Here is a 21,463-nt window from a genome sequence, read left to right as displayed (position 1 = left end):
CCCACCTAAGCGCATCCACACATGGCGTGGGTCTACTGACGAGTGGCCGGGATGACGGACGCCTGTTGCTGCGCCCAGGCCACGGTCGCGCTCATCGCGCGCTGCACGCCCAGAAGCGTTATGAACAGGCAGAGCTCGTCCTTCTCCTCATTATCCCCTACCCGCTTACGGACTTCGCTGTATTCAGGCGGGCTGTCGAAAATGACGACCCGGATGATGTTGCCGCTGGGCAGGTGCTTGGCGGAGAAGATCGGGTTGGCACCGCGATCCTTAGTGCCATCGACGAAGAACGTGTTGTAGTGCGGGCTGCGGAAGTCTTCAATGCGCAGGCTTGCCGCGTTGATTCCCGTCATGAAGTGGTCGTGGATATGCTGTTCAAGACGATCGTAGACCTGCGGATCGGACAGATAGGTATCGAACATCTGGCGTTCTGGAACGACCATCAGCAAGCCTCATTTCCATGCATTGGAATCGCAAAGACACGAACAACTTCGTAACCGGGAGGGCCATCAGTGCGGCTTTCGCAGAAGCGAAAACCCGCGAGCAGGCCAGCATCTTCGACAACGGAGCGCACGGCGTCGATTTCCGTCGAGGTGTTGCTGCCACTTTCGTGCCAGCGCCGGGCTCCAAATGCGCCCCCCTCCGAACCTGGATAGTAGAAAACATTGGGGAGCAGCACGCCCTCTTCCGCATACAGCTCGAAATCCGTGAAGCTCAATGCCAGAAACATCTTCGCTCCGGCTGGATCGCGTGCGCTGCCGGCAATACGAACGGTCGCCAGAACATGCATGCAGAGACTGAACAGATAAGCCGATGTCCATCGAGGCCCAAGACGCGCGAGCAGCCCGTCTATCCGCTGGGTTCGCGAAACAAGTGCGGCTTCCCCGAAGTCATCGATTTCGAGAAAGAAGCTGTCGATATCATCGCAGGCTTCGCCGGACAACATTTGACTGCACAAGGCGGAAAGCTTCATCTGCGGCGACGTTCAATGACTGCGTGGGCGGCCACCCTACCCCATGCGCAGAAGCCGGAAAGCGGACTCGGACAAAATCCAGCGAAATGCGTCATGTTTATGCGCACAAGGCACCAATCCGTTCGGCGACGCGCGCAGACACCGAATCGCATCACCACCGAAAGCGTGCCGAGCAAGCTCGGCACCTACCAAGAGCACATGGACGGCCCGACAGAGCCACGCCGTGAGTGGATGCGGTTGTGGAGTCGAGCACAGCTCGACTCCACACGTGGCCTCAGTTCGGCGCCTTTTCCACGTACTTGGCGAACACCTCGTCGATCTGCGCGTCCTTCACCTTCTTGCCGGACTGGATCTCTTCGGCCTGGGTGAACAGCGGGATGATCATCGCCATGCCATCGAGCTTGGTCTTCAGGTGCACGCCCGGGGCCTGGCCGAGGAAGCCGTCCCAGCGCTGGCGCACTTTGGCCCAGTAGCCGGCGGTGGCCTTCCAGTAGGCGCGGGCCGGGGTGAAGTCGACCTCGGTTGTCTTGACGTAGTCGTTGAAGCCGAACTCGCGGGCGATCTCCACCTGGCTGCCGTCGGCGTTGCGCTGCACCTTGGTATTGAACTGCTCGTGGGTCCAGCCATTGGGCGTGAGCGTGTGGCGGTTGACCACGGCCAGCGCGTTGTAGTCGCTGCGCTTTGTGTATTCACGACGCGGCAGCGGGCGCCAGCTCAGGTCGCTGGTCCAGCTCGGCACGTTGTTGGTGTACGTCCATTTGCCGGTGCCACAGTAGCGCGGTGCATCGCTCACTTCATACACGCACTGGGTCCAGGCGCCCTGGTTCACCGCTGCGGGAATGCGGCGTACCTGCCAGGTCTGGTCGGCGCTGAACTCGAAACGGCTGGGCGCTTCGTAGACCCAGTCCTGGCGCCAGTGCTTGGTGATGTGGCCGCTCTTCTCATCGAGCAACAGGTGCTGCAGCACGATGCGCTGCGGGGTGTCCTCGACCACGATGACCACTTCGCTGCCGCCGCTGCGCATCGCCGGCGCACGCTCGTAGCCGGGCTTGAGCAGCACGGTCTCGTCGAACGCGAAGTCGACGGTGTACTCGCCCTGCATGGCGAGGATGCTGTCGTGGTCGCGGGCGATGTCGGAGGGCTGCGCGCTGGCCACGCCGCTGGCAGCGAGCAACAGCATGACGCTGGCTGTCTGGAACTTCATCGGGTCTTCCTTCGGGGTTGCAGGTTCGTTGAGAGGCCTTCCAGGGCCGGCGGGCGTTCCATCAGGAAAGGATCACAGGCGGATCAGCGGCAGGTCGCCGGGAATACGGGGTGTCGGCCGGCGCGCGGCGTCGGCGCAGCAGCAATCGTCGATCGCCAGCTCGCCTTCGGCACCTTCCAACCGAGCGATGCGACGCGCGGTGGCCGCGCCCAGCGAGGACAGGGTCGACAGGCTGGCTGCCAGCGTGCGGCCCTCGTCCGCGGCATGCAAGCGCAGCGTGCACAGGCGCCAGCGCTGGCCGCCGAGGTGCCCGGCCAGGCGACGCCACAGGCGTTCGCCGACACTGCCATCTCTGTCGTGCTCCGGGCCCGGCGGCAGCGCCGCGACCAGCCGGTCCCAGGCCAGGAAATCGCTGTCGGGCAGCAGGTACAGGCGCCACACGCAGCGGCCGCGGGTATCAAGGAAACACAGGCTTTCGCGTATGCCCTCGCTGTCCACGCCCTGGCAGGCGTGCACGCGCACCGCCTGGCGCCAGCCACCCAGCTCGTTGCCGTCGGCGTGGTACAGGCACAACACGGTGCCGAGCGTGGCCAGCTGTGCCGGAGTCGGCCAGGCCGCGCTGCCCTGCACGGCGATGGCTTCATTCCTGCGTGCGGACAAGGCGCGGCTCATGAGGTCACCAGGAAACGGCAAGGCTGGCGGAAAGGGTGCGGCCCGGGCTGGTGTAGCGATCCAGCACGCGGCTGGTCGCAGACAGCGTCGAACCCACGTTGGACCAATCGATGTAGCGCTTGTCGCCCAGGTTGAACACGCCGACGTTGAAGGTCGCGCCCGGGGCGAAGTTCCAGTGCGCCATCAGGTCGGCCACGCCGTAGCCGGCCGGGCGGTACACCGTCGCTGCAGTGACGCGGTCCTTGCGCTTGACGAAGGTACCGGCCAGTTCGACGCCCCAGGCGTCGGTGTCGTACATCAGGCCGACGGTGCCGCGCAGCGGGTCGACCGAATCCAGCGGAGTGTCCTCGGTCTTGTTGTCGCCGCGCGACCAGGCCACCGAGCTGCGTAGCGCCCAGCCCTGCAGCGCCGGGTTGATCTGGCCGAAGTCAACGCCAGCCTTCAGTTCGGCACCGTAAATGCGCGCATCGGCGATGTTGCGCGACTGGAACACCATCAGGCCCTGGGCGTTGGTGCCGACCAGCGACTGCGACTCGATGAAATCCTTGTATTCGTTGTAGTAGCCGCTGACGCTGACGTAGGCGGCCGGTGACAGGAAGCGCAGGCCCAGCTCCATGCCATCACTGGTTTCCGGCTTCAGGTCCGGATTGGGGATGGCGGTGTAACCGAAGGCGAAGTTGGTGAAGCCCAGGTTGACGTCGTTGTACGGCGGCGAGCGGAAACCATGCGAGTAGCCGGCGAACAGCGACCATTCGTCGGTGAAGCGATAGACCACGCCCAGCTTCGGCGAGACGCTGGTCTTGGTCAGCCTGGCCACCGCAACGCCGGGATTGTCGTCGGCGAAGATGCTGTCCACTTCCGGCTTCAGCTCGTAGCGATCCACGCGCACGCCCGGCACCAGCGACAGCTTGCCGCCGGCCATGCGCATTTCGTCCTGCGCGTACAGGCCCAGCTCGGTGGTCTTGCTGATCGGGAAATCGCGTACCGGGAAGGCGTCGGGCAGGATGGTGGTGCTGGTCTGGCCATTGGCCAGAACCTGATAGCCGTCGCGCTTCTGGCGGATCTCGGTACGCGCACCTTCGAAGCCGTAGGTCAGCGCGTGTTCGACACTGCCGGTGCTGAACGCCTTGTTGAATTGTGCCTGCAGGCCGTACACGCGCTGGTCGAAGTTGAACTCGCGGTGGCGGCGGCTGCGGTTGGCGCGGTCTTCGTCGGTGATCTGGTTGGTCTCGCTGTGCTGGGTATACAGCTGCCAATGCAGGTTGTCGGCGAAGCCCTTGTCCAGCGCATCCATTTCATGGGCGAACGACACGCGGGTGCGGTTCTGCGTGTCGCGCGCCTTCATGCCGGTGGTGGTGGTGCGGTCGATCGAGGACAGCACGCTGGTATCGGTGTTGTCTTCGTTGCCTTCCACGGTCAGGCGGAAGCGCTGGTCCTCGCTCGGTGCATAGACCAGCTTGGCCAGGCCGCTGCGACCGTCGCGGTCCTGCGGGTTGGGCGCGGTACGGGTGTTGTCGAGGCTGCGAACATCGCCCTTGTTACCGGTTTCCTGGCCCTGGCGATGGTTGATGTTGACCATGCCGCTCCAGTGTTGGCCGCCGAACGCGCTGGTCACGCCGCCGAGCAGGCCCTTCCACTCACCGTCGTAGCCGAACTTCAGGCCGACGTAGCTGTCCTTGCCATCCTTCAGGTAATCGGCCGGATCCTTGGTGACGAAGGCCACCACGCCCCCGAGCGCGTCGGAACCGTACAGCGAGCTGGCCGGGCCACGCACGATCTCCACGCGCTTGAGCGTGTCCAGATCGGTGAAGTTGCGGTTGGCGTTGGAGAACGAGCCGATGTTGAAGCTGGTGGGCATGGCGATGCCATCGGTCTGCACGCGCACGCGGTTGCCGTCCAGGCCACGGATGCGGATGCTGCCAAAGCCGAAGCGCGCGGCGCTGCGGCTGACCGACAGGCCCGGCTCGTAGCGCAGCAGATCCTTGATGTCCTGCACCAGGTGCCGGTCCATCTGCTCGCGGTCGATGACATCCACGGTGGCCGCCACGTCACTCACTGCCCGCTCGGTGCGGGTGGCGGTGACCTGCACGCGGTCGAAGTCGCGCGCATCAGGCGCGGCGGTGGCCGCGGCAGCAGCATGGGCGGACAGCGGCAGGGCCATCCAGACGGCGAGGCAAAGGGCGGTAGGGCGGGTCATCGGGTTCGTTCGGTCAGGCAGGGGAACCCCCGGTTACCGGCACACCCGGGAGGTGCACGCGGTAGACCGAGGGGGAGAGAGCGGGCGCGGACGGGTCGCCCACCCTGCCGGCGCTGCCGGCAGGAGGGAGGGAGGCGGGCGACCAGGCCGCGATTACTTGGTCAGGATCAGCTTGTCGTTGCTGGTGTGCCGCAGGCGGTAGAAGCGGTCGCCGTGCTGGATCAGGATTTCACGACGGCCCTTGAGCAGGGCTTCGCTGTCGATGACCTCTTCCGGCGGAACGACACGGACCGGACGATCGCGGAGGGTCAGCGTTTCGGGGCGCAGCAGTACAGGTTGAGCATTCATGAGCATCTGGACTCGTGCGAGGGACGAGTCAAATGATAATGATTCTCAGTTGACAATCAACAACCATTCTCAATTTGATTGATGGGATTAATGATCGAATTCTTCAATTCGATAGATCCCGTCAATCAAATGGCGGCGCAGCCGTGTAGCGTCGACTGTTGGTCGACTGCTGTTGCTCGAAGCAGTCGGTTATTCGAAGCAGTCGACCAACAGTCGACTCTACCGTTCCCGTTCCCTCGGCCGGGCCGGCCCGACCGAGGCCCAGGCCCGGTCGGCCCCGGGTTTCAGGCGAAGGCGGCTTCGACCTGCGCCCAGCCAGCCGCATCGACCTGCTCCAGCACCTCCAGCGCCTGCAGGTTCTGCAGCAGCTGGCTGACCCGGCTGGCGCCGAGAATCACGCTGGAGACGTTCGGGTTGCGCAGGCACCAGGCAATCGCCAGCGCGGCCGGGGCGTGGCCCAGCTCACGCGCTGCTTCGCTGAAGCGGCGCACCTGGGCCAGGCGGGCCTCGGCGTCGTCACCCAGCACCAGCGCCTGCAGCCATTCCATGCCCTCGCGGCCCAGCCGCGCATCGGCCGGAATGCCCTGGTCGTACTTGCCGGTCAGCAGGCCCGAGGCCAGCGGCGAGAAGATGGTGGTGCCCAGGCCGGCACCGGCATACAGCGGCGCATACTCGACCTCGACGCGTTCGCGGTGCAGCAGGTTGTACTGCGGCTGCTCCATCGACGGGCCCTGCAGGTTGCGTGCTTCGGCGATGTCCAGCGCCTGCTGGATCTGCACCGCCGACCACTCCGAGGTGCCCCAGTAGAGGATCTTGCCCTGCCGCACCAGGGTATCCATGGCATGCACGGTCTCGGCGATCGGCGCGTCCGGATCCGGGCGATGGCAGTAATAAAGGTCCAGGTAGTCCACCCGCAGGCGCTTGAGCGCGGCATGGCAGGCGTCGGTCACATGCTTGCGCGACAGGCCGCGCTGGGTCGGCCGTGGGTCCTTGGCGCTGCCGAAGAACACCTTGCTGGAGACGCAGATGCCATCGCGCGGCAGGCGCAGGTCGGCGATCACATCGCCCATCACCTGTTCGGCGCGGCCGTTGGCATAGCCCTCGGCGTTGTCGAAGAAGTTGACGCCGTGGTCCCAGGCGGCAGCCACCAGGTTGCGGGCCTCGTCGCGCGGGATCTGGTCACCGAAGGTCACCCAGGCGCCGAAGGACAGGGCGGAAATCGGCAGGCCGGTGGAGCCCAGGCGGCGGTATTGCATGCGAATCTCCTGCTGCGGGCCCGCATCCGGGCCGGGATCGAGCCCCATTCTACCTGCCGCCGCCGGCCGCAAGCCCTTGCCGTTGCTGGCCTGATCGGTACCGATGGGCGCGCGCACGCTGCTTTTTCTTGCCCCGGCCCCTGCCCTGCACTAGGCTTCCCGTTTTTCGCGACGCCCCAGGGGAGTCACTCACATGGTCGAAGGTTTGGGCAGGATCGGCTTCGGCCTGTTCGGGTTGGCGGTGCTGATCGGCATCACCTGGTTGTTTTCCAACAACAAGCGTGCGGTTGACTGGAAGCTGGTTGCCACCGGTATCACCCTGCAGATCGCCTTCGCGGCGCTGGTGATCCTGGTGCCGGGCGGGCGCGACGTGTTCGATGCGCTGGGCAAGGGCTTCGTCAAGGTCCTGAGCTTCGTCAACGAGGGCTCGGGCTTCATCTTCGGCTCGTTGATGGACACCAAGAACTACGGCTTCATCTTCGCCTTCCAGGTGCTGCCGACCATCATCTTCTTCTCGGCGCTGATGGGGGTCATGTACCACCTCAACGTCATGCAGGCGATCGTGCGCGTGATGGCCTGGTCGATCACCAAGGTGATGCGCGTGTCCGGCGCGGAAACCACCAGCGTCTGCGCCAGCGTCTTCATCGGCCAGACCGAGGCGCCGCTGACCGTGCGCCCGTACATCGCCAGGATGACCCAGTCCGAGCTGCTGACCATGATGATCGGCGGCATGGCGCACATCGCCGGCGGCGTGCTGGCGGCCTACGTGGGCATGCTCGGCGGTGGCGACCCGGCGCAGCAGGCCTTCTACGCCAAGCACCTGCTGGCAGCGAGCATCATGGCCGCACCGGCCACCCTGGTCGTGGCCAAGCTGCTGATTCCGGAAACCGGCACCCCGCTGACCCGCGGCACGGTGAAGATGGAAGTGGAGAAGACCTCCAGCAACATCATCGACGCGGCCGCTGCCGGTGCCGGTGACGGCCTGAAGCTGGCGCTGAACATCGGCGCGATGCTGCTGGCCTTCATCGCCCTGATCGCGCTGCTGAATGCACCGCTCACCTGGTTCGGCGAAGTGACCGGCCTGGCCGCTGCCATCGGCAAGCCGACCAACCTGTCGACCATCTTCGGTTACGTGCTGGCCCCGATCGCCTGGGTGATCGGTACCCCGTGGGCTGATGCCACCACCGTCGGTTCGCTGATCGGCCAGAAGGTCGTGATCAACGAGTTCGTGGCCTACACCGAGCTGTCGCAGATCGTGAACGGCCAGGTGGCGGGCGTGAGCCTGTCCGACGAAGGCCGCCTGATCGCCACCTACGCGCTGTGCGGCTTTGCCAACTTCAGCTCGATCGCGATCCAGATCGGCGGCATCGGCGGCCTGGCGCCGGAACGTCGCCACGATCTGGCCAAGTTCGGCCTGCGCGCGGTGTTGGGCGGTACCATTGCCACCTTCATGACGGCGACCATCGCCGGCGTGCTGACGCACTTCAGTTGAACCCCTGGTTGAGAAAAGATTTCCTATGAGCAGCAGTGTCGTTGTCGTCGGTTCCTTCAATGTCGATCACGTGTGGCGGTGCGAGTCGCTGCCGGCACCGGGTGCGACCATTGCCGGCCGCTACAGCACCGGCCCGGGAGGCAAGGGCTTCAACCAGGCCGTGGCCGCCTGCCGCGCCGGCGCCGAGACGCACTTCGTGTGCGCGCTGGGCGATGACGCCGGCGGCGCCACCGCACGTGAACTGGCCGCGCAGGATGGCTTCGGCCTGATTGCCGAAGCCAGCAGCGAGCCGACCGGCACTGCGGGCATCTACGTGGACGCGCGTGGCCGCAACACCATCGTGATCGGCCCGGGCGCCAACGCCGCGCTCAGCACCGACTTCCTGCAACAGCAGCAGGCATTGCTCACCAGCGCCAAGGTGGTGCTGGTGCAGCTGGAATCGCCGGTGCAGACCATCGAAGCGGCGCTGGCCACGGCCCGCGAGGCCGGTGTCACCACCGTGCTCAACACCGCACCTGCCGACGCGCCCTCGACCATCGGCCTGCTCAAGCTGGCCGATGTGATCACCCCGAACGAGACCGAGTTCGCCGCGCTGCTCGGCCGCCATGTCGGTGAGCGCGTGGATGCCAACGATGTCGCCGCGCTGGATGGCGCCAGCCTGCATGCGCTCTGCCGCAAGCTGGTCGGCAACGGTACCGTGGTGGTGACCCTGGGTTCGGTGGGCGTGTTCGTCTCGCATGCCGACGAGAACCTGCGCGGCGATACCCAGCCGTACTACCGCGTCGGCGCCGAGCAGGTGCAGGCCATCGACACCACCGGTGCCGGTGATGCCTTCAACGGTGCGCTGGCCGCGTCGCTGGCGCAGGTGGCCGACGCTCCGTTCGCCCGCCACGTGCGCTTTGCCAACCAGTTCGCCGGTCGCTCGACCGAGAAGGAAGGCGCTGCAGCGGCGATGCCGCGCTTCACCCCGGCCGACGCCGAAGCCAAGTAATTCCACGCCAGGCGTGGATGACAAGGCCCGGGTGCACAGGCACCTGGGCCTTTCTTTTGCCCATTGCCCAGCCCCTGCGACCGCCTGTCGCATTGCCCACATCCTGCCCCTCGCTCACGATCCGCGCAGCTTCCTTGCACGGGCAGGACATGGACGGATTCCCCTGGTTGCTGGTCGCGGCCGCAGGCAGTGCCGCTGCGGCGCTGCTGCATATCGGCTGCATCGCCTTCGGCGCCGCGTGGTACAGATACTTCGGTGCCGGACAGCGCGTGGTCCGGCTCGCGCATGCGGGGCACTGGTGGCCACCGCTGATGACCGCCGGCATCACTGCCTTGCTGGTGGCCTGGACCCTGTACGCACTGGCCGCCGCGGGCTGGCATTCGCCACTGCCGGCCAGCCGCCTGGTCCTGCCCGCCATCGCTGCCTTGCTGCTGCTGCGCGCCGCGATGGGCTTCGGCCTGGCGCTGTTCCGGCCGGGGTACAACGGCCGGCGCTTCTGGGTGGTCAGTTCGCTGGCCTGCCTGGGCCTGGGGCTGGCCTTCGCCCTGGGTACCCGCCAGGCCTGGCAGAGCCTGGGTTAGCCACCTACCATCGCCCGCCCTTGGGGGCGACGGAAGCAACCGTCAAGCATCTGCTGATGCCGGTACGGCATGAGGTCGGTGCCGATCGGCCTGAACCCGGGGCCCGCCGACACCGCCCAGGCTGCGCCCGCGCTCTACAATGGGCGCATGCAGATCGGCCCGTACACCATTGCCCCCAACGTCGTGCTGGCGCCCATGGCCGGCGTCACCGACAAGCCCTTCCGCCTGCTGTGCAAACGGCTGGGCGCGGGACTGGCCGCCTCGGAAATGACCATCAGCGACCCGCGCTTCTGGAACACGCGCAAGTCGATCCACCGCATGGACCATGACGGCGAACCGGCACCGATCAGCGTACAGATCGCCGGCACCGAGCCGCAGCAGCTGGCCGAAGCCGCGCGCTACAACGTCGACCACGGCGCGCAGATCATCGACATCAACATGGGCTGCCCGGCCAAGAAGGTGTGCAACGCCTGGGCCGGCTCGGCGCTGATGCGCGACGAGCAGCTGGTGGCGCGCATCCTCGAAGCCGTGGTCAACGCGGTGGACGTGCCGGTCACCCTGAAGATCCGCACCGGTTGGGACTGTGACCACCGCAATGGGCCCGTCATTGCCCGGATTGCCGAAAACAGCGGCATCGCCGCGCTGGCCGTGCACGGCCGCACCCGCGACCAGCATTACACCGGCCAGGCCGAGTACGCCACCATCGGCGAGATCAAGGCCGCGCTGCGCATTCCGGTGATCGCCAATGGCGATATCGATTCGCCGCAGAAGGCCGCCTACGTGCTGCAGCAGACCGGCGTGGATGCGGTGATGATCGGCCGCTCGGCGCAGGGCCGGCCGTGGATCTTCCGCGAAGTGGCGCATTACCTGGCCACCGGGCAGGAACTGCCGCCGCCATCGCTGGCCGAAGTGCGCGACATCCTGCTCGGCCACCTGCATGCGCTGCACGCGTTCTACGGTGAACCGCAGGGCGTGCGCATCGCGCGCAAGCACCTGGGCTGGTATGCCAGGGACCGGCCGGAGAACGCCGCCTTCCGTGCGGTGGTCAACCCTGCCGAAGACCCGCAGAGCCAGATCGCGCTGACCACCGAGTACTTCGACCGCCTGATTGCCGGGGAACCGGCGCTGCCTTCGGCGGCCTGACCGCACTGCCGCGTCACAACGTCGAGCCTGCTCGACCGAATTGAACTCCCAGAGCCCGCCTCCATGACCCCGCCGATCTCCTCTCCGACCTACCTGCACGGGTTTTCCGGCACCGAACAGCAGCGCCTGATGACCCAGGCGCGCCTGCTGGAATCGAGCATCTTCGGCCAGATCGACTACAGCGGTGCACGGCGCCTGCTGGAAGTCGGCAGCGGCGTCGGTGCGCAGACCGAGATCCTGCTGCGCCGCTTCCCCGAGCTGCACGTGACCGGCGTGGACCTGAGCGAAACGCAGCTGGCCACGGCGCGCGAGAACCTGGCGCGCACGCCGTGGTGCAGCGACCGCTACACCCTGCAGCAGGCCGATGCCGGCGAACTGCCGTTCGAGGCCCGCAGCTTCGATGCGGCGTTCCTGTGCTGGGTGCTGGAACACGTCCCCTCCCCTGCCCGCGTGCTGAGCGAAGTGCGCCGCGTGCTGGCACCGGGTTCGCCGGTCTACATCACCGAAGTGATGAATGCCTCGTTCCTGCTCGACCCGTACTCGCCGCACATCTGGCGCTACTGGATGGCCTTCAACGACTTCCAGTACGACCACGGCGGCGACCCGTTCGTCGGCGCCAAGCTGGGCAACCTGCTGCTGGCCGGCGGCTTCCGCGACGTGCATACCGAGATCAAGACCATCCACCTGGACAACCGCGAACCGGCGCGTCGCAAGACCATGATCGCGTTCTGGGAGCAGCTGCTGCTGTCGGCGGCCGACCAGCTGCTGCAGGCCGGCTCGGTGGACGAGGACACCGTGGAAGGCATGCGCCGCGAGTTCCGCCTGGTGCAGAACGACCCGAATGCGGTGTTCTTCTACTCGTTCGTGCAGGGCCGTGCGACGGTGTATTGAGCCGACGCGGCACTAATGCTCCCGCATCCACGCATGGCGTGGATCTACTCAACGGCGCCGGCTGCGGGCGCTGATCGACGCAGTGGAGCCACGCCATGCGTGGCTGCCACCGCCGATGTCCCGCCATCCACGCAGGGCGTGGATCTACTCAACGGCACCGGCTGCGGGCGCTGATCGACGCAGTAGAGCCACGCCATGCGTGGCTGCCACCGCCGATGTCCCGCCATCCACGCAGGGCGTGGATCTACTCAACGGCACCGGCTGCGGGCGCTGATCGACGCAGTAGAGCCACGCCATGCGTGGCTGCCACCGCCGATGTCCCTTCATCCGCGCATGGCGTGGATCTACTCAACGGCACCGGCTGCGGGCGCTGATCGACGCAGTAGAGCCACGCCATGCGTGGCTGCCACCGCCGATGTCCCTTCATCCGCGTATGGCGTGGATCTACTCAACGGCACCGGCTGCGGGCGCTGATCGACGCAGTGGAGCCACGCCATGCGTGGCTGCCACCGCCGATGTCCCTTCATCCACGCATGGCGTGGATCTACTCAACGGCACCGGCTGCGGGCGCTGATCGACGCAGTGGAGCCACGCCATGCGTGGCTGCCAGCGCCGATGTCCCTTCATCCACGCATGGCGTGGATCTACTCAACGGCACCGGCTGCGGGCGCTGATCGACGCAGTAGAGCCACGCCATGCGTGGCTGCCACCGCCGATGTCCCTTCATCCACGCATGGCGTGGATCTACTCAACGGCACCGGCTGCGGGCGCTGATCGACGCAGTAGAGCCACGCCATGCGTGGCTGCCACCGCCGATGTCCCTTCATCCACGCATGACGTGGATCTACTCAACGGCACCGGCTGCGGGCGCTGATCGACGCAGTTGAGCCACGCCACGCGTGGCTGCCACCGCCGATGTCCCTTCATCCACGCAGGGCGTGGATCTACTCGGGCGCATGCCAGATCCGCTGCCACATGGCCGCCAGCCGGCGACTTGCGTCGGCGCGCGCGGCCGGGCTGCTGTAGTCCGCCCGCACCTGCTCGGGCGTTATCGGCCGCCACTGCCCGTCGGCCTGCTCGGCGACGACGAAGTTGAAGGTGTAGTCCGGTTCCAGCCCCATGCGCAGATCGCTCAGCACAAGCCTTCCGTCCACGACCTGCGCACGCATGAAGCCACGGTTGAACCATTGCAGCTGCTGCACCGCCGGGATGGCCCGCGCTTCGCGCAAGGCCTGCACGTTGGACGCATGGCCTTCGAACCGCATCGGCCCATGGTCGGCCACCAGTGAGCGATCACCCACCACGTAGCCATTGGGCGTCATCGCTACCACCCGCCACAGCAGCGTATTGAACGGCATCGGCACCGAGAAGCGCGGCGCGTCACCCAGGCCCATCGCCGCCAGGCTCTGCTGGGCGGCCCGATCGACCTGCGCCTTGGCGATCAGCCCCCAGCCCAGGTAGCCACTGCTGAACAGCAACGCCGCGCCCAGCACCTTGCCCGCCCAAGGCCGCGCACGACCAAACCAGGCCAGCACGCAGCCCAGCAGCAGCCACACCGTGTAGCCAGGGTCGATGATGAAGACGCTGGAGCCCATGGTTGGGTGTGGCCGCAGCGGCCACCACAACTGGGTACCGTAGACGGTGAACGCATCCAGCACGGGATGGGTAACCAGCGCCAGCTGGATCGCCCAGAACCAGCGCAGCGGTGACTGCGCGACGCGACCATTGCCGAAGCGCTTGAGCAACCACCAGATCAGTGCGGCCACCCAGGGCAGCACCAGCAGCGAATGGCTGAAGCTGCGGTGTTCGGTCATGTTCGCCAACGGGTCGGCCGCAGTGAAGCCAAGCCACAGGGCGTCGAGGTCCGGCAGGGTGCCGAGCGCGGCACCGGCCAGCAGGGCCGCGCGGCGATGGCCGGGCGGAGCGATGGCAGCAGCGACGGCGCCACCGAGCACGATCTGGGTCAATGAATCCATGGGCCGATGCTAGCGGCTTGCGCGCGGTGTATGTAGAGCCGAGCCCATGCTCGGCTGCCGTTACACGCAATGAAGAGCAGCCGAGCATGGGCTCGGCTCTACAAGGGGACACACGCGGGCTATGCCGCCTGCGACAACCGCGCGCCCGGCAGCTCCACCAGCGTCTGGCCGTTGTGGTCCAGCAGGCGCAGCGCGCCGTCGTGGTCTTCGACCAGCGCGGTCAGGCTTTCCACCCAATCCCCATCGTTGGCATAGACCAGGCCATCGCGTTCGACCAGCGCGGCGCGGTGGATATGCCCGCAGACGATACCGTCCAGGCCGCGCCGGCGCACGTCGTCCAGGCCGGCCTGCACGAAGCGCTCGATGTAGCGTTCAGCCGCACCACTGCGCTTCTTCAGGAACTCCGATAGCGACCAGTAGCGCATGCCAAGCTGGCGGCGCACCGCGTTCAATGCCTGGTTGCCGGTGAGGATGCGGTAATACAGCCAGTCACCGAACTTTTCCTGCAGGCCGCCGAAGTGGGTCACGCCGTCGTAGTCGTCGCCGTGCGCGACCAGCAGCCGGCGGCCATCGGCGGTCACGTGGATGGCGCGGCGGCGCACCTGCATCGCCGGCAGCATCAGCCCGCACACCTGGCGCAGCGATGCATCGTGGTTGCCGGGGATGTAGATGATCTCGGTGCCAGCGCGACGCAATGCGTGCAGCGCCTGGATGACCTCGCTGTGCGACTGCCGCCAGTTGGCACGGCGGTGCGCCATCCACCACAGGTCGATGATGTCGCCGACCAGGTACAGCCGTTCACAGCGCAGTTGCGAGAGAAAGCGCGCCAGCTCGGTGGCATGGCAGTGACGTGATCCCAGGTGCACGTCGGAGACGAACACTGCGCGCCGGTGCGGCGACAGGTTCGCCAGCGTGCTCATGCCGGCGTCCCCGCGTCGCGCAGGTAACGTTTGCGCTTGTTCGGCCGGATCGCACACAGGTCCACCTCGATCAGGCCGTCGATCGAGTCGCTGAAGTCCGGATCCACCCCGAAGGCGAGGAAGCGCGCGCCGCCCGGTTCGCACAGATCGGTGTACTGGCGATACAGCGTGGGTACGCCGGTACCGAGTGCAGCCAGGTTGGCCTTGAGCACGTCGAACGCGGCGCCTGCATCCAGCTCACCGAAACTGGGCGGTGCGGCAAAGTACTGGAACGGCCGGTTCGATTCGGCCATGCCGGCGGTGCCGCTGTAATAGCGCTGGTAGTACGCCACCAGCTGCTCGCGCGCCTCGCGCGGCAGCGCCGCACTGATCGACACCGCGCCGAACAGGTAGCGGATCCCCGGCCGGCACTGCAGGTAGGCACCGATGCCCTGCCACAGGTAATCCAGGCTGCGGCTGCCCCAGTAGTCGGGCACCACGAAGCTGCGGCCCAGTTCCAGGCCTTCGGCGATGTGGCTGATGGCGTCGTCGGAATAGCGGAACAACGACGCACTGTAGAGGCCGGACAGGCCGTGCCGGGCCAACGCGTGGGCACCACGCATGATCCGGTACGCGCCAGCGATGCGCTGCGTGGCGGCGTCCCAGATCACGATGTGCTCGTACTGCGGGTCGTAGTTGTCGAGGTCACGGCTGCGGCCGGTGCCCTCACCCACCTGGCGGAAGGTCAGTTCGCGCAGGCGGCCCAGTTCCAGCAGCAGTGGCGAATCGGCAGTGCAGGTGGCCAGCAGGATCTGCTTGCCGTCGGCGGTCTGGCCCAGCTGGGTGGCGGCTGCGATGCCAGCGGCGACCTGCGAAGGTGGCAGCGGGGCGGCCAGCGGCTCAGGGCCTGCGCAGGCAGCGGCATTGCCGGCCGCGCCATTGCGGCCCAGCGCATAGAGTGCGCGGCGTACCGCCAGCAGTTGGGCACCCGGATCGCCGCCGTCGCCCAGCCGCATCGGCTCGCCGATGCTCAGCCGCAGTGGGCGGCCACGACGGGTGAACATCTCGCGCGCCAGCAGCGCGGTACCGGCCGGCTTGAACAGGGTCGAGGCGCCATAGAACAGTGCCGAGTTGCGCGCTTCCACCCGCACCGGCAGCACCGGCGCACCGGCGGCGCGGGCAAAGCGGACAAATCCCCGCTGCCAGCGGCCATCGCGGATGCCGCGCAGCGACAGGCGCGAGACCTCGCCAGCCGGGAACACGATCACGCACTGCTCGGCGGCCAATGCCTGCTCCACCGCATGCAGGCTGCCGCGCTGCGCCTTGCCGCCCAGGATGCGCACCGGCAACAGCAGATCCTGCAGCGGCGCGATCGCCCCCAGCAGGTCGTTGGCCACGATCCGCACATCGCGGCGGATACGGCCGACCGCGTCCAGCAGGGCCAGTGCGTCCAGAGCCCCGGAAGGGTGGTTGGCGACGATCAGCAGGCGGCCGGTGGCCGGAATCTTCGCCAGCGCGGCCGGATCCACCTGGTACTGGCCGCCGATGAACTCCAGGCCGGCGGCGACGAAACCGAAGCCGCGCAGGCCTGAGCTGCGCTGCAGGAAGGCTTCGATCTGGTCCAGGCGCGACCAGCGGCCGACGCTGCGCAGCAACGGCCGCGCCAATTGGCCGCGACGGCCATGGAACCAATCGGGGAAACGTTGCTGGAGACGCTGTTCGAGTTCCTGCATGGCGGATCCACTGATGCCCGGCGGCCGGATTGGCCGACAGCCTGCGCCCGGCAGGCGGCAGCCAGATGGCGGTTTCGGGGCAGAACGATGACGGCCGGCCCCCTTGACGGCCGGGTCGCGGCCTGCGCGGTCGGGGGTTGGGCAGCCCCGTCTGTTGTTGTCACGCTGGTGGAACACTGGGCCTCGAGGCTGGCCCCCAATCCCGTCGTGACGGCCCCTGCCGGGCCTACGCGGGCTTAACCACCGGCAACCGGTACCGGTTCACAATGCACAGGCGGCGCACCCCGTGTATCATGCGCGCCCATCTTTCCATCCGAATCAAGGGATATTACGCCTGATGTCCAGCTATCTCTTCACCTCCGAGTCGGTCTCCGAAGGCCATCCGGACAAGGTTGCCGACCAGATCTCCGATGCGGTGCTGGACGCGATCCTGACCCAGGACCAGCGCGCCCGCGTGGCCTGCGAGACCATGGTCAAGACCGGCGTTGCCATCGTGGCCGGTGAAATCACCACCAGCGCCTGGATCGACCTGGAAGCGCTGACCCGCAAGGTCATCACGGACATCGGCTACGACAGCTCCGACGTCGGCTTCGACGGCGCCACCTGCGGCGTGCTGAACCTGATCGGCAAGCAGTCGCCGCACATCGCCCAGGGCGTGGACCGCAAGAAGCCGGAAGAAATGGGCGCTGGCGACCAGGGCCTGATGTTCGGCTATGCCACCAACGAGACCGACAGCTACATGCCGGCCGCGATCCACCTGTCGCACCGCCTGGTCGAGCAGCAGGCAAAGATCCGCAAGAAGAAGAACTCGCCGCTGTCGTGGCTGCGCCCGGACGCCAAGAGCCAGGTCACCCTGCGCTATGAAAACGGCGTGGTCTCGGCCATCGACGCCGTGGTCCTGTCGACCCAGCACGCCCCGGGCATCAAGCAGAAGGACCTCATCGAGGCCGTCCGCGAAGAGATCATCAAGCCGGTGCTGCCGGCCAAGTGGCTGCACAAGGGCACCAAGTTCCACATCAACCCGACCGGCAAGTTCGAGATCGGCGGCCCGGTGGGCGACTGCGGCCTGACCGGCCGCAAGATCATCGTCGACACCTACGGCGGCTGGGCCCGTCACGGTGGTGGCGCGTTCTCCGGCAAGGACCCGTCCAAGGTCGACCGTTCGGCCGCCTACGCGGCCCGCTACGTCGCCAAGAACGTGGTTGCCGCCGGCCTGGCCGACCGTTGCGAAGTGCAGGTCTCCTACGCCATCGGCGTGGCTGAGCCGACCTCGATCTCGGTCACCACCTTCGGCACCGGCAAGATCAGCGACGACAAGATCGAGAAGCTGATCCGCAAGCACTTCGACCTGCGCCCGTACGGCATCATCAAGATGCTGGACCTGATCCACCCGATGTACCAGCAGACCGCGGCCTATGGCCACTTCGGCCGCAAGCCGAAGGAGTTCAGCTACCTCAACGGCGAAGGCGAGACCGTCAACGCCACGGCCTTCTCCTGGGAGAAGACCGACCGCGCCGCCGCCCTGCGCGCCGATGCGAAGCTGAAGTAAGCAACACGAAGGGCCGCGCAAGCGACCCTTCTGCTTCTGGTAGAGCCGGCCGCTGGCCGGCTTTTTCATGGCCTCCGGAAACAACCGCGTGGTTGCCGGCCAGCGGCCGGCACTACCGGTTGCCGATACAATCGCCGCATGTCGACCGAACTGAAAACCCACCAGCTGTCCATGACCGTGCTGATGTCGCCGGAAATGGCCAATTTCTCCGGCAAGGTCCATGGTGGAGCCATCCTGCGCCTGCTTGACCAGGTGGCCTACGCCTGCGCCAGCCGCTATGCCGGCAGCTACGTGGTCACCCTGTCGGTGGACCAGGTGATGTTCCGCCAGCCCATCGCGGTGGGCGAGCTGGTCACCTTCCTGGCCTCGGTGAACTACACCGGCACCTCATCGATGGAGATCGGCATCAAGGTGGTGGCCGAGGACATCCTCAAGCGCAGCGTGCGCCACGCCAACAGCTGCTTCTTCACGATGGTCGCAGTGGATGAAGAAGGCCGGCCGACGCCTGTCCCGCCCTTGCAGCCGGCAACGTCCGACGAAAAGCGCCGCCAGGCCGCAGCACAGATCCGCCGCCAGTTGCGCCAGGAAATGGAGCAGCGCCACCTGGAACTGCTCGCGTCGAACCCGCCGTCGCCGGAGGAATGAGGTAGTGCCGGCCGCTGGCCGGCAACCTCGCGCGTGCTGCCAAACATCATGAGGTTGCCGGCCAGCGGCCGGCACTACCCTTTCGAATTCGCCGGGCCATGCCCGGTGGGTGCGGATCAACCGGTGTTCTGCACACCCTGCGAAACGCCGTTCACGCACGCCACCAGCGCGCGCAGCAGATCGTCATCCTCGCGCCCGCTGGCCCGCCAGCGCTGCAGCAGTTCCACCTGCAGCACGCTGATCGGATCGACGTAGGGATTGCGCAGGCGGATCGACAGCGCCAGCCGCGCGTCGTGGTCCAGCAGCGTCTTCTGGTCCATCAACGCCAGCAGCCAGCGCCGGGTGAGCTCCAGTTCGCGCTGCACCTGCGGGAAGAAGCGCTCATGCAGTTCACCCGACAACAGCGAGAACTGCTCGGCGATGGTGATATCGCCCTTGGACAGCACCATCGCGATGTCATCCAGGAAGGTACGGAAGAACGGCCAGTCCCGCGCCATATCGCGCAGGGTCTGTTCGTGGCCGGCATCGACCGCGGCCTGCAGGCCACTGCCCACGCCGTACCAGCCGGGAATCACCGCACGCGCCTGGCTCCAGGCGAACACCCAGGGAATCGCACGCAGGTTGCCCAGCGCTGCGTCCTGGCCGAGCCGGCGCGACGGCCGCGAGCCCAGCGTCATCCGCTCGATCACGTCGATCGGCGTGGCGGTACGGAAATAATCCATGAAACCGGCCTGGCCAACGAACCCGCGATACACCTCGCTGCTGGCCGCAGCCACCGCATCCATCACCGGCCGCCACGCATCCTCGCGCGGTTCGGCGGCACGCGGGCGCAGGCTGGCGCGCAGCACTGCACCGGTAGCCTGCTCCAGCGAGCGCAGGGCCAGCGCGCGGATGCCGTACTTGCGATGGATCACCTCGCCCTGCTCGGTCACCCGCAGGCGGCCATCGATGCTGCCGCGTGGCGACGCATCCACGGCGTGGGTGGTCTTGCCACCACCACGGCTGATCGAGCCGCCCCGGCCATGGAAGAAGGTCAGGCGGATGCCGGCCTCGGCCGCCACCTCCAGCAGTTCCACCTGCGCGCGCTGAAGGCCCCAACGCGAAGCAGCAATGCCACCATCCTTGCTGCTGTCCGAATAGCCCAGCATCACCATCTGAACATCATCGCGTGCACGCAGGTGCGCGCGGTACACCGGATCCTCCAGCAGGTCGCGCAGCGTGGCGGTGCCGCGCTTGAGGTCGTCCACAGTTTCAAACAGCGGCGCGATATCGAGCGGCACGCCGCCATCGGTATCGACCAGGCCACCACGCCGCGCCAGCGCCAGCACCGCCAGCACGTCGCTGCGGTCGTGCGCCATCGAAATGATGTAACTGCCCAGTGCATCGCCGCCATGCCGCGCACGGGCATCGGCCAATGCAGCGAACACGGCGTCCAGCCGCCGGTTGCCTTCGTCGTCGCCTTTCGGCAACGGCACCTCGCCACTGGCATGCGGTGCCAGCAGGCGCGCGCGGCCCAAGGCATCCAGGCCCTCCCACGCCGGGTCGCCGCCCAGCACCGCCGCCAGCGCGCGCGCATGCACGCTCGATTCCTGACGCACGTCCAACCGCGCCAGATGGAAGCCGAACGTCTTCACCCGCCACAACAGCCGCTGCACGGCAAAGCCGCCAGCGTGTTCGCCGCGATTGGCGCGCAAACTGTCGAGGATCAGCTGCAGGTCGTCGATCAGTTCATCCGGACCGGCGTAAGCGCCCTCGCCGTCTTCCAGCGTGGCCTGCAGGCGCGCGCGCATGCGATCGTTGAGCAGGCGGTAGGGCATGTCGGCATGGCGCGGGCGCGACTGTACCTGCGGCAGCAGCTGCTGGTAGTGCGCCACGCGCGCCTGCAGCGCATCGCTCACGCCCACCCGCTCGGTGGACTGGCTGAGCAGGCTGGCCAGCTGCAGCAGTTCCTTCTGATAGCGCGCCAGTACCGCCTGCCGCTGCGCATCCAGCGTAGTGCGGATGGTGTGGGCATCCACGTTCGGGTTGCCGTCCATGTCCCCGCCCACCCACGTACCGAAGCGCAGCAGGCGCGGCAGTGGCAGCTCTTCACCATAGGTATCGCGCAGCGCCTGCTGCAGCGATTCGTACAGCACCGGAATCACGCGGTACAGCACCTGCACCAGATAGAAGCCGACGTGCTCGCGCTCGTCATCGACGGTGGGCCGCACCGGCGAGGAATCAGTGGTCTGCCACGACGCGGTCAGCGCCATGCGGAAGCGCGCAGCATCGGCGGCCGCTTCCCCCGGCGTGCGCTGGCCGTCGAGGTTGTCGACCAGGCTGGCCACCATCAGCTGCTCTTTCTCCAGCAGCGCACGGCGCACCGCTTCGGTCGGGTGCGCGGTAAACACCGGTTCGATGTCGATGCGCGGCAGCCACTGCGCCAGCTCGTCCAGGCCCACGCCCTGCGCCTTCAGGTGCTGCAGCGCATCCTGCAGGCCGTCGGGCTGCGGCGCGGCGGTGCCGGCGCGCTGGTAATCGCGGCGGCGGCGGATGCGATGCACACGCTCGGCGATGTTGACCACCTGGAAGTAGGTGCTGAACGCCCGCACCATGGTTTCGGCCTGCTGCGGCGTGCGCCCGGCCAGGCCTTCGGCCAGCTCCGACAGCGGCGCCTGGTTCTCACGGCGGGCGATGGCGCGGGTGCGCACGTCCTCGACCTCGTCGAGGAAGGCCGCCGATACCTGCTCGACCAGCAGGTCACCGACCAGTGCGCCGAGCCGGCGCACGTCATCGCGAAGCGGAAGATCGGGGGAAGCAAACTCGATGCTGCTGCGGTACTCGTTCATCGGCGACGCACAGGCCTCGGTCAACGGATCCAGACCCCAAGCCTAAACCAGAACGGGCAGCGTGCTGCGATGCAAAAATGGTTTC

Annotated in this window: 18 protein-coding genes; 7 read left to right on the top strand and 11 right to left on the bottom strand. The window is 67.0% G+C overall.

Annotation, left to right across the window (positions count from 1 at the left end; translation table 11 throughout):
- Positions 1 to 32 precede the first annotated feature (32 nt).
- From ACSYHF_RS03470 to ACSYHF_RS03440, 7 genes are all read right to left on the bottom strand, one after another.
- Positions 33 to 449, bottom strand: coding sequence for a hypothetical protein (locus ACSYHF_RS03470; protein ID WP_141239400.1), 417 nt, complete (start codon positions 447 to 449; stop codon positions 33 to 35).
- The gene (locus ACSYHF_RS03465) at positions 443 to 973 is read right to left on the bottom strand and encodes a hypothetical protein (protein WP_447576088.1); all 531 of its coding nucleotides are present in this window, start codon (positions 971 to 973) and stop codon (positions 443 to 445) included. Before ACSYHF_RS03465 ends, ACSYHF_RS03470 begins: the two co-directional genes overlap by 7 nt.
- Before the next feature lie 274 nt (positions 974 to 1,247).
- On the bottom strand, positions 1,248 to 2,177 hold the full coding sequence (locus ACSYHF_RS03460; RefSeq protein ID WP_447576087.1) for a DUF6607 family protein: 930 nt from the start codon (positions 2,175 to 2,177) through the stop codon (positions 1,248 to 1,250).
- A gap of 72 nt (positions 2,178 to 2,249) precedes the next feature.
- Positions 2,250 to 2,849, bottom strand: a complete 600-nt coding sequence (locus ACSYHF_RS03455; protein ID WP_447576086.1) for a Hemin transport protein — start codon at positions 2,847 to 2,849, stop codon at positions 2,250 to 2,252.
- Positions 2,850 to 2,853: 4 nt separating this feature from the next.
- Complete coding sequence (locus ACSYHF_RS03450) at positions 2,854 to 5,046, bottom strand: TonB-dependent hemoglobin/transferrin/lactoferrin family receptor (RefSeq protein ID WP_447576085.1); 2,193 nt, start codon at positions 5,044 to 5,046, stop codon at positions 2,854 to 2,856.
- A 153-nt stretch (positions 5,047 to 5,199) separates the two neighbouring features.
- The gene (gene hemP / locus ACSYHF_RS03445) at positions 5,200 to 5,394 is read right to left on the bottom strand and encodes a hemin uptake protein HemP (protein WP_005412278.1); all 195 of its coding nucleotides are present in this window, start codon (positions 5,392 to 5,394) and stop codon (positions 5,200 to 5,202) included.
- Positions 5,395 to 5,678: 284 nt separating this feature from the next.
- Entirely contained in the window at positions 5,679 to 6,650 is a 972-nt protein-coding gene (locus ACSYHF_RS03440) for an aldo/keto reductase (protein WP_065178787.1), read from the bottom strand.
- Between the two features lie 193 nt (positions 6,651 to 6,843).
- Between ACSYHF_RS03440 and ACSYHF_RS03435 the strand changes: the two genes are divergently transcribed.
- The 5 genes from ACSYHF_RS03435 to ACSYHF_RS03415 all read left to right on the top strand — a co-directional run bounded on the left by ACSYHF_RS03435 (position 6,844) and on the right by ACSYHF_RS03415 (position 11,748).
- Positions 6,844 to 8,142 (top strand): NupC/NupG family nucleoside CNT transporter, encoded by a 1,299-nt coding sequence (locus tag ACSYHF_RS03435; protein ID WP_005415322.1) that lies wholly within the window; start codon positions 6,844 to 6,846, stop codon positions 8,140 to 8,142.
- A gap of 25 nt (positions 8,143 to 8,167) precedes the next feature.
- Positions 8,168 to 9,133: a ribokinase gene (locus tag ACSYHF_RS03430; RefSeq protein WP_005415321.1), complete on the top strand. Its 966-nt coding sequence runs from the start codon at positions 8,168 to 8,170 to the stop codon at positions 9,131 to 9,133.
- A gap of 149 nt (positions 9,134 to 9,282) precedes the next feature.
- Positions 9,283 to 9,714: a hypothetical protein gene (locus tag ACSYHF_RS03425; RefSeq protein WP_065178745.1), complete on the top strand. Its 432-nt coding sequence runs from the start codon at positions 9,283 to 9,285 to the stop codon at positions 9,712 to 9,714.
- Positions 9,715 to 9,861: 147 nt separating this feature from the next.
- Positions 9,862 to 10,857: a tRNA dihydrouridine synthase DusB gene (dusB, locus tag ACSYHF_RS03420; protein ID WP_447576422.1), complete on the top strand. Its 996-nt coding sequence runs from the start codon at positions 9,862 to 9,864 to the stop codon at positions 10,855 to 10,857.
- A 63-nt stretch (positions 10,858 to 10,920) separates the two neighbouring features.
- A complete protein-coding gene (locus ACSYHF_RS03415; protein ID WP_061478371.1) occupies positions 10,921 to 11,748 on the top strand; it encodes a methyltransferase domain-containing protein in 828 nt (275 codons plus the stop codon).
- Between the two features lie 944 nt (positions 11,749 to 12,692).
- Here ACSYHF_RS03415 and ACSYHF_RS03410 read toward each other — a convergent pair.
- The 3 genes from ACSYHF_RS03410 to ACSYHF_RS03400 all read right to left on the bottom strand — a co-directional run bounded on the left by ACSYHF_RS03410 (position 12,693) and on the right by ACSYHF_RS03400 (position 16,356).
- On the bottom strand, positions 12,693 to 13,724 hold the full coding sequence (locus ACSYHF_RS03410; RefSeq protein ID WP_329845879.1) for a metal-dependent hydrolase: 1,032 nt from the start codon (positions 13,722 to 13,724) through the stop codon (positions 12,693 to 12,695).
- 119 nt (positions 13,725 to 13,843) lie between these two features.
- Entirely contained in the window at positions 13,844 to 14,644 is an 801-nt protein-coding gene (locus tag ACSYHF_RS03405) for a UDP-2,3-diacylglucosamine diphosphatase (protein WP_005415316.1), read from the bottom strand.
- Complete coding sequence (locus ACSYHF_RS03400) at positions 14,641 to 16,356, bottom strand: lysophospholipid acyltransferase family protein (protein WP_447576084.1); 1,716 nt, start codon at positions 16,354 to 16,356, stop codon at positions 14,641 to 14,643. The genes ACSYHF_RS03405 and ACSYHF_RS03400 overlap by 4 nt, the downstream gene beginning before the upstream one ends.
- 337 nt (positions 16,357 to 16,693) lie before the next feature.
- Here ACSYHF_RS03400 and metK point away from each other — a divergent pair, with 337 nt between their 5' ends.
- Both metK and ACSYHF_RS03390 read left to right on the top strand, forming a co-directional pair.
- A complete protein-coding gene (gene metK / locus ACSYHF_RS03395) occupies positions 16,694 to 17,905 on the top strand; it encodes a methionine adenosyltransferase (protein ID WP_005408103.1) in 1,212 nt (403 codons plus the stop codon).
- A gap of 138 nt (positions 17,906 to 18,043) precedes the next feature.
- On the top strand, positions 18,044 to 18,550 hold the full coding sequence (locus ACSYHF_RS03390) for an acyl-CoA thioesterase (protein WP_005415314.1): 507 nt from the start codon (positions 18,044 to 18,046) through the stop codon (positions 18,548 to 18,550).
- A 116-nt stretch (positions 18,551 to 18,666) separates the two neighbouring features.
- Here ACSYHF_RS03390 and ppc read toward each other — a convergent pair whose 3' ends face one another.
- Complete coding sequence (ppc, locus tag ACSYHF_RS03385) at positions 18,667 to 21,378, bottom strand: phosphoenolpyruvate carboxylase (protein WP_329845881.1); 2,712 nt, start codon at positions 21,376 to 21,378, stop codon at positions 18,667 to 18,669.
- Positions 21,379 to 21,463 lie beyond the last annotated feature (85 nt).

The sequence above is a fragment of the Stenotrophomonas maltophilia group sp. P373 genome (assembly GCF_053295075.1).
The sequence above is the reverse complement of the archived record's forward strand: the minus strand, read 5'-3'. Positions and strand labels throughout refer to the sequence as shown.